Below are 15,869 nucleotides of genomic sequence, written 5' to 3'. Positions count from 1 at the left end.
GCTGCGACTTGCGCCCGCCCTCTCGAACGGGTTGAAAGCGACAGGTCAATCCACGAGCCAACCGAAACCGGCGGCGCGGACCAACTCGGCGGAGTCCGCGCCGTCGTCGTGTCCGTAGAATTCACCGGTGAGCCAACCACACCCCCCGGCGGCGAGCACCGCCGTCGTGCCCCTGTACGCGGCCGGCTTCACGACCGCCTTCGGCGCCCACAGCATCGCGGCGGCCCTTGGCGCGGAGAGCAGCACTGGGAATCTTGGCCTCAATCTTCTGGTCCTCGGTGTGCTGCTCGCCCTGTACGACGTGGCGGAGGTATTCCTCAAGCCCGTCTTCGGCTCGCTCTCGGACAGGATCGGCCCCAAGCCAGTCATCGTGGGCGGACTGATCGGTTTCGCCGTCGCATCTTTCGTGGGGCTCTGGTCGGGCCAGCCGCTCGTCCTCGCGCTTGCCCGGCTGGGCCAAGGGGCGGCGGCCTCCGCCTTCTCCCCAGCGTCGTCCGCCGGCGTCGCACGGCTTGCCGGCAAGAACACCGGGCGCTACTTCGGCCGTTACGGATCATGGAAGGGGCTCGGCTACGCGTTTGGGCCGCTGCTCGGCGCAGGCGCCCTCATCGTGGGCGGCTTCCCGGCCCTCTTCGGAGTTCTCGCGGCGCTGGCTCTCGTCGTCGCCGTCTGGGTGGCCGTTGCCGTGCCCCGGCTCGAGCCGCTCCCTCGGCCCCGCTACACCGTGGCGGACCTCGCGCGTCAGCTGACCGACCGCTCGTTTCTCGGCCCAACCCTCGTGCTCGCCGGAGCGACCGGATCGCTCGGGGCGGCCGTCGGCTTCCTGCCCGCGCTCGCGGCCCGGGCGGGCCTCGGAACCCTGGAGAGCATCGCCGTCGTCACCGTCCTCGCGCTCGCGTCCTCGCTCGTCCAGCCGCGCGTCGGGCGACTTCGCGATGCAGGGCGGATCGCGGACCGGGTGGGCATGACCGGCGGGCTCCTCTCAATCGCGCTCGGGGCAGCCGTCGCGGCCCTCCTCCCTCTGGCGGGCGGGAGCGCGACCGCTCTCGCTGTGTATATCGCGGCGCTCCTCGTGGGCGGCGGGATCGGAGTTGCGACGCCCATCGCCTTCGCCCACCTCGCCGACGCGACGCCCCCCGAGCGTCTGGGGCGCACCATGGGCAGCGCCGAGCTAGGCCGTGAAATGGGCGACGCCGGAGGGCCGCTCCTCGTCGGCGCCGTCGCCTCTGGGGCGGGGATTGGATGGGGGCTCGGAGTTCTCGCCGTCGTCGTGGCTGCCCTCTCTGCAGCGGCGCCGAGAAGGGCCAGCCTCCCGTCGTCTTGAGTCGGGCGCCCGCCACTCCGCGGATTTCCCTGGCCGGACGCTGATTCAACGCGAGTATCCGTACCCGAGACGGCTCAGGGCGGGAGTATCCGTACCCGAGACGGCTCAGGGCGGGAGTATCCGTACCCGAGACGGCTCAGGGCGGGAGTATCCGTACCCGAGACGGCTCAGAGCGCGATTAGGCGTACCCGAAACGCCTAGGGCAAATCCTCGCGTTAACCAAGCCTTCCCCTCGCTGTCACGCCGTTTCCGCCCGACCGTCAGTCGCGCGCGGAACCGTGGAAGCGTGAGGATTGCGATAGTCGCCGAATCGTTCCTGCCCCAGATGAACGGAGTGGTCCATTCGGTTCTGCGGGTCCTGGAGCACCTTCAGGAGCGCGGAGACGAGGTGCTCGTGATTGCCCCAGCGGGCGAGATGGGGACGGGGCCGGAATACGTCTCCGGAGCACTCGTCCATCGCCTGCCGTCGATGCCGATGGTGGGCTACGCGAAGGTCCGCGTCGCGTTCGGCGCCGTGCCGAAGGTCCGTCGGATCCTCAAGCGGTTCGCGCCCGACGTCGTGCACCTCGCCTCGCCGTTCGAGCTGGGGTGGCGCGCCGTCCGCGCCGCCCACAGCCTCGGCATCCCCACGGTGGCCATCTACCAGACCGAAGTGCCCAGCTACGCGGCCCGGTACGGAGTGCCGTTCCTCGAGAACTGGGCGTGGGAACGGGTCGAGAAGATCCACCTCCTCGCGGACCGCACCCTCGCGCCGTCGACCTTTGCACTCAACCAGCTGCGGGGCCGCGGGATCTTCGACGCTGAGCTGTGGCGCCGCGGCGTGGACACCCAGCGCTTCAACCCTGCGAAGCGCGACGGCGCGTGGCGGGCTTCGATGACGGGCGGCGCGGGTGGACGGCGGAAGAAGATCATCGGCTACGTGGGCCGGCTCGCCGCCGAGAAGCAGGTCGAGGACCTCCGCGTGCTCGCCGATCTGCCGGACACGCAGCTCGTCATCGTGGGCGATGGCCCGCTCCGGCCAGCCCTCGAGGCCCAGTTGCCGCGCGCCCACTTCACGGGATTCCAAGGCGGCGAAGACCTCGCGCGAATAGTCGCTAGCTTCGACCTCTTCGTCCATCCGGGCGAATTCGAGACGTTCTGCCAGACCATCCAGGAGGCCATGGCCTCGGGGGTGCCGGTCGTCGCGACGGGGCGCGGAGGCCCGCTGGACCTGGTCGAGAACTCGAAGACTGGGTGGCTCTACACGCCGGGGCACCTCGACGAGCTCCGTTCGTATGTGCAGGACCTCATCGGCGACGACGCGAAGCGAGCCGCGTTCGCCGAAGCGGCCCTGCGCAGCGTCCAGGGCCGCACGTGGTCCACGATCTGCGATCAGCTAGTGCGCCATTACGACGACGTCATCACGGCCCGCGCGTCCCTCGCCGTGCGCTGAAGCCGACTCCCCGAAAGGAACCTGAATGAGAATCTCGGTCATCGGATGCGGCTACCTTGGGGCCGTCCACGCCGCCACTCTCGCATCGATGGGCCACGTGGTCGTAGGCATCGACACCGACTCCCACAAGGTCAGCCAGCTCGCGCGCGGCTTCGCGCCGTTCTTCGAGCCTGGCCTCGAGGAACTCCTTGCCGAGGGCGGCGCAACCGGCCGCCTCGACTTCGCCACGAGCATGGACCTCGTCCGGGACTGCGACGTCCACTTCCTCTGCGTCGGCACCCCGCAGTCGAAGACGAGCGAACTCGCCGACCTCACGTACCTCGAGGCCGCCACCCGCTCTCTCGCGGAGCACGCGAAGGCGGGCTCCGTCGTCGTCGGCAAGTCCACTGTGCCGGTGGGGACGGTCCGGCGGGTGCGGGCGTGGCTCGGCGAGGCGGAGGTCGAGCTCGCCTGGAACCCCGAGTTCCTGCGGCAGGGCACCGCGGTCAAGGACTCGCTCGTGCCGGATCGCCTCGTGTACGGGGTGGACGACGGCGATGCTGCCGCCCCCGCAGTGCTCCGCGCGCTCGACGAGGTCTACGCGCCGCTCCTGCACGCGGGCGTGCCGCGGCTCGTGTGCAACTTCGCGACGGCGGAGCTCATCAAGTCGGCAGCCAACGCCTATCTCGCGACGAAACTCTCGTACATCAACGCTATGTCCGAGCTCTGTGATGCGGCCGGCGCGGATGTCACGCAGCTCGCCGCCGCGATGGGGCTGGACCCGCGGATCGGGCAGCGGTACCTGGCGGCAGGGCTCGGCTTCGGCGGGGGCTGCCTCCCCAAGGACATCCGCTCGTTCCGGGCGCAGGCCCGGGAGCTCGGCGTCGACTCGGTGGATGGATGGATGGGCCTCGTCGACTCGATCAACGTGGGCCAGCGGACGCGGGTCGCAGCTGTTGCCGCCGAGCTGTGCGGCGGCTCGGTCGTCGGGAGGCGCCTCGCCGTCCTCGGCGCAGCCTTCAAGCCGGACACCGACGACATCCGTGACTCGCCAGCGCTCGACGTCGCCCTGCGGCTCGCGGAGGCGGGCGCCCACGTGGTGGTCACGGATCCGAAGGCCATCAACAACGCGTGCATGCGGTACCCGCAGCTCCAGTTCGAGGCCACGCTTGCGGCCGCCTGCGAGGGTGCCGAGCTCGTCCTGCTCCTGACCGAGTGGGCCGAGTACCGGGAGCTGAGCCCCGACGACATTGCCGAGCTCGTCGCCCAGCCCGTGATGGTCGATGCGCGGAACGTCCTCGACCGCGAAGTGTGGCGTGAGGCCGGGTGGACCGTGCGCGGGCTCGGCACCGGACTGCAGGTGCCCGAGGCGGCCGCATCGCTGTAGCGCTTGCCCGAAGCGGGCCGAGGAGTGTCGGGGGTGCGTGGGAGGATGGCATTGTGCCCTTCTCCCCCGCTGATGAGCCGAAGACAAGTCAGCCAGCGACGAACGGAACGCGTGCCGCGGACCTGCCGATGGTCGACGTCCACGGGCTCGTCCGGACCGTAGGCCCGACCACGCTCGCGCGGGCGACGGCGTACGCGCGAGGGGGGCACGTCCTGAGCTTCGACTGGAACGCCAAGAGCGGCGAGCTCACCGCGGAGGTGCAAGGCAGCGAGCCCGAGCCCTACGAGTGCCTCGTGCGCATTCGTCAAGCACCTGGCCGGGACCTCTACGAGGGCGGCTGGTGCACGTGCCCCGTCGGGAGCGACTGCAAGCACATGCTCGCGGCAGTCCTCGCCGCGAACGAGCAGACCGTGCGGGCACGCATGGGCGTCGCCTCCCCCACAGCCGCGAAGCGCAAGAAGCAACCGGCGTGGCGCATGGCCCTCGCCGAGATCCTGACGCCGGCCGGGTCGACGCCGGGCTCGGCGCAACGCAGCCGGCTGGCCCTCCAGTTCGAACTGCGCGACCTCGACGCGCACAAGAGGAAGAAGTACGGGCTCGAATACGCGAGGCAGCACCGCGAGGGCATCAAGCTCGGCATCAGGCCTGTGAGCAAGGACCCGGCAACCGGCCGATGGAACCGCGGAAGCCTCAGCTGGTCAACGTTCGGCCGCCGCGACTACGCGGGCAGCTTCGAGCCCGCCCAGTTCCGGGTCCTTCAGCAGGTTCAGCCGCTCCAGCTCGCGGACGGGGGCAATTATTGGCGTCCCAACGATCCCTGGATCTACGTGGACGACTTCAACAGCCCGCTCTGGTGGAACGTGCTGAACGAGGCGGCTGGCGCCGGGATCGAGCTCGTGGGGGCAAAGAACACGGTACAGATCCACGTGGCGGGCGTCGCGGAGGTGAGCGTGGACGTCCGGAAGGCGGACGACGGCGGGCTGACTGTGGCCCCGTCGCTCGCCTTCGACGGCGAGGAGGTTCCGGCGTCGTCGGCCGGTCCGATCGGCGACCACGGCGCGTACGCCGCGCTGCGGAACGGCAAGGACGAGCTCATCGTGCTCGCCCCTGCCTCGCACCCGCTGACGGATCGCGAGCGGGCACTCCTGCGGCATCGCGAACCGATTCTGGTCCCGGACGAGGACCGCGAAGTGTTCTTCGGTGAGCTGTACCCGGACCTTGCTCGAAGCCTGGCCGTCTCGAGCAGCGACGGCAGCGTCGAGCTCCCGCCGATCGAGCCGCCCGTCCTGGTGCTCACCGCGACGTTCGAGCCGAAGGACCGGCTGCGTCTCGCGTGGCACTGGGAGTACCGAACGGGCGACGACGTACGGCAGCTCGCGCTCTACGCCGCCCCGGACGAGCGGCACGCGAGGGACGAGATCGAGGAGGCCGCCGTCGTCGGCCGCGTTGCGGACGCCCTCGAGGACAGCGCGCTCGGCCGGAGGGCACTCGGCGACGCGACCCTCACGGATCTCGACACCGCGGACTTCGCCGAGCGCACGCTGCCCGAGCTGAGGAAGGTCGAGGGCCTCGAGGTGGTCCTGCGCGGGGACAAGCCGGCCTACCGGCGGCTCGACGGCGCGCCCGAGCTGGTGTTGAGCGCGGTCGAGAGCGACAAGCGGGACTGGTTCGATCTGGGGCTCATGATCACGGTCGAGGGGCGGCAGGTCGCGTTTCAGGACGTGTTCGTGGCGCTCGCGCGGGGGCGGACGAAGATCATGCTCCCGGACAAGTCGTGGTTCAGGATCGATACGCCGGAGATCCTGCGCCTGAAGGAAATCATCGATGCCTCCCACGAACTGCGCGAGTGGAAGGCCGAAGGCGGCGCGCCCAAGCCACCCCGACTGAGCCTGTACCAAGCGGGGCTGTGGGATGAGATCGCCGAGCTCGCGGGCGAGACGGTCGAGCCACCTCGATGGCGCAAGACCGTGCGCGGGCTCCTCGAGCCCGAGGCCCTGGACCCGGTTCCGGTCCCGGCTGGCCTCGCCGCTCAGTTGCGCCCTTACCAGCACGAGGGCTTCGAGTGGCTCGCGTTCCTGTGGCGGCACGGCCTCGGCGGGGTCCTCGCGGACGACATGGGGCTCGGCAAGACCCTGCAGACGCTCGCGCTGCTGCTTCACGCGCGGGAGTCGGGCGGTCAGGCAGGCGACGCGGCGAGCGGCGCGGCTCCGGAATCGGCGAACGACGCCGGGCGGGCGCCTTTCCTTGTCGTCGCGCCGACCTCGGTGGTGCCCAACTGGGCCGTCGAAGCCGAGCGCTTCGCGCCGTCGCTGCGGACGGTCGCGGTCACCGACACTCAAGGGGCGTCCGGGCTACCGCTCTCGGAGGCCGTGGCGGGTGCCGACGTCGTGGTCACCAGCTACGCCCTCTTCCGCCTGGACGCCGATGCCTACTCCGCGCTCCCGTGGGACGGCCTCATCATGGACGAGGCCCAGTTCCTCAAGAATCGAGCCACGAAGGCCCACCAGTTCGCCCGGGACCTCGAAACCCCCTTCAAGCTCGCGCTGACCGGCACGCCGCTCGAGAACAACCTCATGGAGCTGTGGTCCCTCTTCGCGATCGTCGCGCCGGGGCTCTTTCCCGGGGCCAGCGTCTTCGCGCAGGAGTTTGCCCGACCCATCGAGAAGAATGGCGACGCCAAGCGCCTCGCCCGGCTCCGGAGGCGCGTTCGGCCTCTCATGCTGCGCCGCACCAAGGAAGCGGTGGCCTCCGAACTGCCGGCCAAGGTCGAGCAGCGGCTCGACGTCGACCTCGCACCGAAGCACCGACGGCTCTACGAGCAGTACCTTCAGCGTGAACGCGAAAAAGTGCTCGGGCTCGTCGAGGACCTGGACCGGAACAGGTTCATCGTCTTCCGCTCGCTCACGCTCCTGCGGCTCATGGCGCTGGATCCTGCCCTCGTCGACCCAGCACTCGAGGGCGTCTCCCCAGCCAAGCTCGACGTGCTGCTCGAGCAGCTCGACGACGTGATCGCCGAGGGCCATCGCGCACTCGTGTTCAGCCAGTTCACGTCGTTTCTTCGCAAGGCGGCCGAACGTCTCGATGCCGCTGGGATCCCCTACGCCTACCTGGACGGTTCCACGAAGCGACGGGGCGCCGTCGTCCGCTCCTTCAAGGAAGGTGACGCGCCAGTCTTCCTCATCTCCCTCAAGGCGGGGGGCTTCGGCCTCAACCTGACCGAGGCCGATTACTGCTTCCTCCTAGATCCGTGGTGGAACCCTGCCGCCGAGGCCCAGGCTGTGGACCGCGCACACCGGATCGGGCAGGAGCGCGCTGTCATGACGTACCGGCTCGTGGCCAAGGGGACGATCGAGGAGAAGGTCATGCAGCTCAAAGAGAAGAAGGCCGCGCTCTTCACTTCCGTCATGGACGACGACGCCATGTTCTCCTCCGCTCTCAAGGCAGAGGATGTGCGAAGCCTCATCGAGTGAGCGCCGAGGTCGGGCGGCCCTCGATCACGATTTGGCAACGAAGGATTTGTACTCTAGGGTAGGTCAAGGTTCGGTAACGGACCGCCCGACCCAGCGGGCACAACGCCGAGGCATTTTGCGCCTTCGGCTGCATATGCCGGGTACTGCCGTCCATCGCTCGCCGCCGTTTGCGCAGTCACCATCGTCCTGACCTCAAACTGTCAGGGACCGGCGGCGCACGTCGACTTCCGGGGACGGAACGAGTGCCGATGGAGTCCCGAGCATCTGAGAACTCATGAAGAAGACCTTCAAAACTGCTGCACGTCGTTCTCTCGCCCTCGCCGCCATCTCCGGTGCTGCCATCGGCGGCGCCGCACTCGCGGCCCCTGCTGCCAACGCGGCCAGCACGTCCACGTGGGACGCGATCGCCCAGTGTGAGTCCGGTGGCAACTGGGCCATCAACACGGGCAACGGCTACTACGGTGGCCTCCAGTTCACGCTGAGCACCTGGCAGGCCTACGGCGGAACCGGGATGCCGAACCAGGCTTCCCCGGCTACCCAGATCTCCGTCGCCGAGCGCGTTCTCGCGAGCCAGGGTTGGGGCGCATGGCCTGCCTGCTCCGCGAAGCTCGGTCTCTACGGCACGGCCGGTGCGAACCCGACCCCCGTCCAGGCCGCGCCTGTCCAGGCCGCTCCCGTTCAGGTGGCCCCCAAGGCCGCTGCCGTAGCCCCCCAGGCTGCGCCGGTTCAGGCCGCGCCCGTCCAGGCTGCCCCGGTTCAGGTCGCGCCCGTCCAGGCTGCCCCGCGCCACGTCGCGCAGGTTCCCGTCTCGGGCCAGACCTACACGGTCAAGGCTGGCGACACCCTGAGCGCCATCGCCCAGCAGCTTGGTGTGACCGGCGGTTGGGAGAGCCTCGCGGATGCCAACGCGAGCGTCATCGCCAACCCGAACCTCATCTTCCCCGGCCAGGTCCTTCAGCTCCCGGCCCAGTAAGGCTCGGTCCGGCAGGTCTCGATCCAGAAGGGCTCTCGAGCCCGGGCAGGAGCGAGGCCTACGCCGGCAGCGCGCTAGCGCCGACTCCGCAAACGCCGCATCGGCCGCCTCCGTCTTCGACGGAAGCGGAAGATGCGGCGTTTGCTGCATTATGGGCGGTTTCAAGGTGACCGGGGCGGCGGGACGGAGCATTTCACCAACCGCAAGTTCCGGTATCCCAAGAACCAGCAAAAGAACTTCAAATATCACTTTCTCCCGACCTCTTGCCAGCTTTGGTATCCCAGAGTAGTTTGTATACCAAGCGATGAGAGGCCGGTCACACCAAACCGAGACTCCTCGCACACCGGCCATCGAGCCGGACAGCTGAGCCTCACAGCCAGAACAGGCCAGCGGATCCCCAAACGCGGACCCCCAATCCGCCAGTACCGATCCGAAAGAGAACAATGAACAGCAATCCGGACATCGCCGTCCAACCGCTGACAGCCCCCAACGTCGACGCCCAAGCCGCAGCCAGCGGCACGAGCACCGGCACGAACCCCGAATCAACCCCGACCCCCGGGGAGCCGACGGGCACGGCCCAGTCGCCGTCGTCGTCCTTCCCGTCCCGCTCGATCCCCGTCGCCCTCAGCCCACGCCTCTACAACCGCGACCTCGCCCCGACCCAGCGGTCGGGCCGCAGCTGGAGCGCGTACAGCATCTTCACCCTCTGGGCCAACGACGTGCACAGCCTGGGCAACTACGCGTTCGCGATCGGTCTCTTCGCCCTCGGGCTCGGCGGCTGGCAGGTGCTCGGCGCGCTGGGATTCGGCGCCGCACTCCTGTTCGGGCTGCTCACGCTCTCGGGCTTCATGGGGCAGAAGACAGGCGTTCCGTTCCCCGTCATGAGCCGCATCTCGTTCGGCATCCACGGCGCGCAGATCCCCGCGCTGATCCGCGGCGGCGTCGCCATCGCGTGGTTCGGCATCCAGACGTACCTCGCCTCCGTCGTCCTCCGCGTGCTCCTCGTGGCACTCGCGCCAGGCCTCAAGCCCCTCGACCAAGGCGACATCCTCGGCCTCTCCCCGCTCGGCTGGATCGCGTTCGTCGCACTGTGGATCGTGCAGGTCATCATCGTGAGCTACGGAATGGAGATGATCCGCAAGTACGAGGCCTTCGCTGGCCCGATCATCCTCGTCACCATGCTCGCCCTCGCCGTCTGGATGTTCGGCCGCGCTGGCTTCTCCATCGCCTGGCACACGAACACGAGCCTCACGGGACCGGCGATGTGGGGGCATATCTTCGGCGGCGGTGCCCTCTGGGTCTCGATCTACGGCACGTTCGTCCTCAACTTCTGCGACTTCACTCGGGCAGCCAAGTCCAAGAAGTCGATCGTCAAGGGCAACTTCTGGGGCATTCCCATCAACATGCTCCTGTTCGGCGCGATCAGCGTTGTCCTCGCCGGAGCCCAGTTCAAGATCGACGGCCGGATCATCACGTCCCCGTCCGACGTCGTCCAGGCGATCCCAAACACGTTCCTCCTCGCTGGCGCGTCGCTCGCACTCCTCGTGCTAACGGTCGCGGTCAATCTCATGGCGAACTTCGTCGCCCCGACGTACGCACTCACGAACCTCTTCCCGAAGCGCCTCAACTTCCGCAAGGCCGCGCTTGTCTCCGCGGTGATCGGCCTCGTGATCCTGCCGTGGAACCTCTACAACAACCCCACGGTGATCGTGTACTTCCTGGGTGGCCTCGGTGCCCTGCTCGGCCCGCTGTTCGGCGTCATCATGGCCGACTACTGGCTCGTTCGCCGCGGTCGCGTCAATGTCCGTGAGCTCTACACGGAGGAGTCCACCGGCGAGTACCACTACCGCCGTGGCGTCAACCCGCGGGCGATCGTCGCGCTCGTCCCCGCGGCCGCCGTCGCCCTCGCCATCGCGTTCGTCCCAGCGCTCAACGTCCTCTCCGAGTTCGCCTGGTTCTTCGGCGCGGGGCTCGGCGCCATCGCGTACTGGCTCGTGGCCGACCGCCGTCGCCAGTTCCACGACGCCGACGGCGAGGCGATCGCCGTCCCGGTGGTCCACTGACCCGGGCCACGGCCAACCCGCCGCTAGACGCCCACACCAGCCTTCCTCGCCTCCCGGCTTCGCTACGACCCAGAGAGTTTCCGATGCGCATCCTCGTCGCCAATGTCAACACCACCCAGTCCATGACGGACGCCATAGCGGCACAGGCCCGCCGCGCGGCCCTGCCGGGCACGGAGATCGTGGGCATCACGCCTCGGTTCGGTGCCGATTCGTGCGAGGGCAACTTCGAGAGCTATCTCGCCGCGATCGCCGTGATGGACGCCGTGACGAAGTACGACGGCGAGTTCGACGCAGTCGTCCAGGCCGGCTACGGCGAGCACGGGCGAGAGGGGCTCCAGGAGCTGCTCGATGTGCCCGTCGTCGACATTACGGAAGCCGCCGCGGCGACCGCGATGTACCTCGGCCACAAGTACTCGGTCGTCACGACGCTCGATCGCACCGTCCCGCTCATCGAGGATCGGCTCAAGCTCGCCGGGCTCGACGCACGGTGCGCCTCGGTACGCGCTTCGGGGATGGCGGTCCTCGAGCTCGAGGCGGACCCGCAGCGCGCGGTCGAGGCGATTGTCGCCGAGGCGGAATGGGCGGTACGGGAGGACAAGGCCGAGGTGATCGTGCTCGGCTGCGGTGGCATGGCGGAGCTCGAGGAACGCATCCGCGAACGCTGCGGGGTCCCCGTGGTCGACGGCGTCGCTGCCGCCGTCGCCGCCGCCGAGTCCCTCGTGCGCCTCGGGCTCACGACGTCGAAGGTCCGCACCTTCGCGAAGCCCCGGCCCAAGAAGGTAGTGGGCTGGCCGGCCCCCTCCCTTCCGGAAGCTGCTGTGCAGGAAGCGCCAATCGTCGAACCAGCCGCGTAAGGCAGCAGTACCCGCCACCTTCCCGAGTGCGAACGCCGCACCGAGACGCATCCCATCTCACCCGGATGGCCCCGCGTCACGGTGCGGCGTTCGCTTCTATTCAAGCTTCACTCCGCCGTTCTCCCCGCCGCTAGGCTTGGGGCCATGGCTGCGATGGAGCGCACGCGCGTCGCGATCGCCGGCGGGGGCCCCGCCGGCATGTTCCTGGGGCTGCTGCTCGCCCGCGGAGGGATCGAGGTCACGGTCCTCGAAAAGCACGCCGACTTCCTGCGGGACTTCCGTGGCGACACCGTGCATCCCTCGACCCTGGCGCTGCTCGACGAGCTCGGGCTCGGGCCCGCCTTCGAAGCACTCCCCCAGCGGCGGATCACATGGGTCGGGGCCGACCTCGATTCCGGCCCCGCCCAGCTGGGTGACCTTTCCCGCCTCCACGGTCCTCACAACTACATCGCCCTCGTCCCGCAGCGGGACCTGCTTGAACTGCTCGCGGAGGCCGCGAACAAGGAACCGGGATTCCGGCTCCTGCGGGAGGCCGAGGTGACGGGCTTACTTCGCGAGGGGGCCGACGACGGCGGGGCGCCCGACGGCGGGCGCGTCACCGGCGTCGTGTGGCGGAGCCGAGCGGCGCACGGGCAACAGGGCCAGGACGACGGAACGGAGCACCGCCTCGAAGCAGACCTCGTTGTCGCGTGTGACGGTCGCGGCTCCAGGGTTCGCTCCGCCGCGGGGCTCGAGCCCTCGACGTTCGGGGTGCCGATGGACGTGTGGTGGTTCCGAGTGCCCCGCAAGGCGTCAGATCCGGAGGGCGCTCTCGGAAGGATCCACCGTGGCCAGTTCCTCATCATGATCGACCGAGGAGACTACTGGCAGTGCGGCTACATCATCCGGAAGGGAGCCGACGCGAAGCTCCGCGCTGAGGGCATCGCGGCCTTCCGCGACCGGTTGGGCGAGGTCCAGCCGTGGCTGGCCGACCGCCTCGGCGAGGCACCGGCGTCGTTCGACGACGTCAAGCTGCTCGACGTGCGCCTCGATCGACTTGCCCGCTGGCATCTCCCGGGGTTCCTCGCTATCGGGGACGCGGCCCACGCGATGAGCCCGGTCGGCGGCGTCGGAATCAATCTCGCCGTTCAGGACGCGGTCGCGGCTGCGCGCATCCTGCGGCCAGCGCTCGCTCGCGGCGGCGCCGTGCCTGAGGCCGTGCTGCAGAGCGTGCAGCGGCGCCGATGGTGGCCCACTGTGCTGATCCAAGGGTTCCAGCAGCTCGCGCACCGCGCCGTCGTGGGCAAAGTGCTCGACGAGGATGCCGGAAAAGGGTCGGATTGGACGACCTCCGAGCGCACCCCGCTCCCCCTTCGCTTGCTCGACGCCGTGCCGGCGCTCCGGGTTGTCCCCGCGCGGCTTGTGGGGATCGGGCCGCTCCCCGAGCACGCGCCGAAGTGGGCACGCCCCTAATCCGTCCAGAAGTCACCTCCCGACGGTCCCGTCCCATCCAGAAGTCACCTCACGACGGTCCCAGCCCATCCAGAAGTCACCTCCCGACGGTGCGGAGTCGCCAAGAAACCAACCCGCACCGTCGAGAGATGACCACCAAACCAAGGCGCACCGTCAGGAGATGACCACCAAACCAAGGCGCACCGTCAGGAGATGACCACCAAACCAAGGCGCACCGTCAGGAGATGACCACCAAACCAACCCGCACCGTCAGGACATGACCACCAAACCAACCCACACCGTCGGGACGTGACCACCAAACCAAGGCGCACCGTCAGGAGATGACCACCAAACGGAGGCGCACCGTCCGGAGGTGACCACCAAACGGGAGGGGCGGCTAGCCCAGCTCCCCGAGGACGTCCGCAATGACGACGGCGGAGGCCGCCGACCACGCCTGCGGCCGGCACGCCGAGGGATATGGGAGGGCACGAGTCGCAATGGCCGCCGAGTCACCTGAATGCAGCTCCGGCATCCGGTAATCGAACGACTCCGCTGCCTTGAGCAGCCCTTCCCCCAATTGGACGGCAGCGTCCCGGTGGCCGGAGCGGGCAAGCCCGAGGATCGCGATGGCCGTATCGTGCGCCCAGACTGAACCGCCGTGGTACTTGAGGGGCCAATAGCCGGCGCTCGAGGTTGCAAGAGTCCGAAGGCCGTAGCCCGAATCGAGCTCCGGGTCCACAAGCCGCCGTGCGACGATCGCCTCCTCATCCGCGCTGAGGAGGCCCGTTCCGAGCAGGTGGCCCATGTTCGACGCCACGGTGTCCACCGGCGTCCCGGAACCGTCGAGTGCTATCGCGACATATGGCCCGCGCTCGTCCTCGAGCCAGAAGTCCGCCCTGAAGCGTTCGGCAAGCGCAGCCGCGGCATCCCGCAGCTGCGCGGGGGCAGCCCCGGCCTGAGCGCCGACGTGACCGAAGGCCTCGAGGAGTTCTGCCCCGTGCACGAGGGCTTCGTGGGCGTACCCCTGCACCTCGCACAGCGAGATCGGCCCCTTGGCGAGTCTTCCGTCGCGGAACTGCACCGAGTCGGCAGAATCCTTCCAGCCTTGGTTCGCGAGCCCGTGCCCGGTTGTGTCGAGATAGTTGAGGTACCCGTCGAGGACACCGTCCGCGATCCAGGCAAGGGCGCGCTCGGCGTGGGGCAGAAGCCGCTCAACGGCGTCGACTGCCATTCCGCTGCGCCAGGCGTCGTAGAGGAGGCAGACCCACAGAGCCGTGGCGTCGACAGTCCCGTAGTAGATGGGCGGGAGGCTGATCTTCTCGCCGTGCAGCGTGAGCGCCGTCCGTCTCAGCTCGTGCATGATCTTCCCGGGCGCCTCCTGCGACTCCGGATCGATCTTCGCCCCTTGGAACGAGGCAAGTGCCGTGAGCGTGCCTTCGGCGAGCTCCGTACCGAGCGGCAGGAGGAACCGGGCGGCCCAGAGCGAGTCCCGCCCGAATAGCGTGAAGAACCACGGTGCTCCGGCGGCCAGGAATTCGCAGCGCTCAAGGTCGGGTAGCGACATGCGGAGTCCGTCGAGATCACGGAGCGATTGCTCGAGGAAGCGCGCGAGCCGCACGTCCGAGGGACGCCGCAGTCCCCGCCAATCGATCGGCGCGGGACCGGCCGCGCCCACCACGACCGCGATCCGGTCCTCCGCCCTGACCCGCCATGAGACGCGGGCGGGTGCTGAAGCGGACGCAGTGAGCGACCATCGCAGCACCGGGTGTGCTGGGTCGGAGAGGTCGACGACGGCGCCCGGCGCTTCCACGGCGGCCGTCACCTCGCCCGCGGACCAGCTCAGCGCGCCGTCGGCCTCGGAAGCTGCTATCGGCTGGGTGGGAATGCCCGACTTCACGGCCTCCATGGGAGCGAGGTCGGCCGCGAGCCGAATACTCACGTCAGCCGAGACCGGTTCCTCCGTGGCGGACGAGAACTCGATCTCCTCCTCCACAACACCCGGCTCGACGCGACGCGTGCGGCGGATGCGGGCAACCGGGTCTCCCCAGGCCGCAGCCAGGTTGCGGGGAAGGCCGACGACGACGAGCCGCCCGTCGTCGTCGTGCCACGAGCCCGCGGGCTCGGGCTCGCGGCCGCCGACCTCGAGCACTGCTTCGCTGAGCACGCGTACGTCCGAATGCATGACCCCTTGGACTGTTGCGTTGCCGGGCGAGGCGGCTCGGATCTGTCCGTCGCGGCCGGACCACGCCTGCGTAGGGGCCCGAAGGACGACTTCGAGGTCGTGGAGGAAGGGCTGCAGCTTCTCGGGCATGGGTAGATCGCTCCCTGTGGTGGTCGCCGACTCGGTCCGTCTGCCAATTCTCAAGACCCTACCGGATTTGATCATTCAAATACACTGCAAGAAAGAAGGCGTGAGGGCCTCAGACAGGCCTTCACGCCTTCAAACTGCCGTGGCTCCGTCAAGCGGCCGTCAGACTGCCGCCGCGCCCAGGGGATCGAGAAGCTCGTCAAGGGAACCGAACACCGCGCCGACGGCCGTGAGCGCACGCGGATCAGTGCGGGCAGCCCGACTGCGGGCGACCGTCTCGAAGCTGCGCTGCGCGTTCCGCACCGCCTCGTCGGCCCCTTCGGGGTCGCCGGGACTGTGAAGCAGTTGGATGATGACGTCCTGGAGAGGACGCAAGGCTGCCTCGAGCGTCGAGGCTGTTGCAACGCTTCCCACTGCCCGCTCGCGGCGGCGCAATCCATTGATCATTTCCCACGCCTCGAGCGCTCCCGCGCACGCAGCCTCGGTGGCGGCACGATTCGCAGGCGCGCCTTGGAGAAGGAGTGACGTGCGCACGTTTGCCCATCGGGCCAGAAGCGCATCTTTCCTGAGCAATGGAGCAGGGGCCGAGAGAGACGAGACGATCATGGATTTCCTTCCCGTGGCTCTCATAGCGACCACGACTGATGG

Annotated in this window: 10 protein-coding genes; 8 read left to right on the top strand and 2 right to left on the bottom strand. The window is 68.9% G+C overall.

Annotated features, from left to right (window positions below):
* Positions 1 to 127 precede the first annotated feature (127 nt).
* The 8 genes from LK10_RS18045 to LK10_RS18010 all read left to right on the top strand — a co-directional run bounded on the left by LK10_RS18045 (position 128) and on the right by LK10_RS18010 (position 12,934).
* On the top strand, positions 128 to 1,324 hold the full coding sequence (locus LK10_RS18045) for an MFS transporter (protein WP_043126744.1): 1,197 nt from the start codon (positions 128 to 130) through the stop codon (positions 1,322 to 1,324).
* 286 nt (positions 1,325 to 1,610) lie between these two features.
* Positions 1,611 to 2,756, top strand: a complete 1,146-nt coding sequence (locus tag LK10_RS18040) for a glycosyltransferase family 4 protein (protein WP_043126741.1) — start codon at positions 1,611 to 1,613, stop codon at positions 2,754 to 2,756.
* A gap of 25 nt (positions 2,757 to 2,781) precedes the next feature.
* Positions 2,782 to 4,122: a UDP-glucose dehydrogenase family protein gene (locus LK10_RS18035; protein ID WP_043126738.1), complete on the top strand. Its 1,341-nt coding sequence runs from the start codon at positions 2,782 to 2,784 to the stop codon at positions 4,120 to 4,122.
* A 53-nt stretch (positions 4,123 to 4,175) separates the two neighbouring features.
* Positions 4,176 to 7,592: a DEAD/DEAH box helicase gene (locus LK10_RS18030; RefSeq protein ID WP_052207545.1), complete on the top strand. Its 3,417-nt coding sequence runs from the start codon at positions 4,176 to 4,178 to the stop codon at positions 7,590 to 7,592.
* A gap of 274 nt (positions 7,593 to 7,866) precedes the next feature.
* Positions 7,867 to 8,565: a LysM peptidoglycan-binding domain-containing protein gene (locus LK10_RS18025; protein ID WP_043126735.1), complete on the top strand. Its 699-nt coding sequence runs from the start codon at positions 7,867 to 7,869 to the stop codon at positions 8,563 to 8,565.
* Positions 8,566 to 9,008: 443 nt separating this feature from the next.
* On the top strand, positions 9,009 to 10,628 hold the full coding sequence (locus tag LK10_RS18020) for an NCS1 family nucleobase:cation symporter-1 (RefSeq protein ID WP_081998662.1): 1,620 nt from the start codon (positions 9,009 to 9,011) through the stop codon (positions 10,626 to 10,628).
* A gap of 83 nt (positions 10,629 to 10,711) precedes the next feature.
* Positions 10,712 to 11,482 carry an aspartate/glutamate racemase family protein gene (locus LK10_RS18015; RefSeq protein WP_043126732.1) on the top strand — a complete coding sequence of 257 codons (771 nt, stop codon included), beginning with the start codon at positions 10,712 to 10,714 and terminating at the stop codon, positions 11,480 to 11,482.
* A gap of 144 nt (positions 11,483 to 11,626) precedes the next feature.
* A complete protein-coding gene (locus LK10_RS18010; protein WP_331377580.1) occupies positions 11,627 to 12,934 on the top strand; it encodes an FAD-dependent oxidoreductase in 1,308 nt (435 codons plus the stop codon).
* A gap of 376 nt (positions 12,935 to 13,310) precedes the next feature.
* On the opposite strand, the gene LK10_RS18005 is transcribed toward LK10_RS18010, so the two are convergent.
* Both LK10_RS18005 and LK10_RS18000 read right to left on the bottom strand, forming a co-directional pair.
* Positions 13,311 to 15,224 (bottom strand): glycogen debranching N-terminal domain-containing protein, encoded by a 1,914-nt coding sequence (locus LK10_RS18005; protein ID WP_043126730.1) that lies wholly within the window; start codon positions 15,222 to 15,224, stop codon positions 13,311 to 13,313.
* Positions 15,225 to 15,383: 159 nt separating this feature from the next.
* Positions 15,384 to 15,827: a hypothetical protein gene (locus LK10_RS18000; protein ID WP_043126727.1), complete on the bottom strand. Its 444-nt coding sequence runs from the start codon at positions 15,825 to 15,827 to the stop codon at positions 15,384 to 15,386.
* Between the last annotated feature and the right edge of the window lie 42 nt (positions 15,828 to 15,869).

This window comes from Sinomonas humi (assembly GCF_000802235.1).
Taxonomy (GTDB): Bacteria; Actinomycetota; Actinomycetes; order Actinomycetales; family Micrococcaceae; genus Sinomonas; species Sinomonas humi.
The sequence above is the reverse complement of the archived record's forward strand: the minus strand, read 5'-3'. Positions and strand labels throughout refer to the sequence as shown.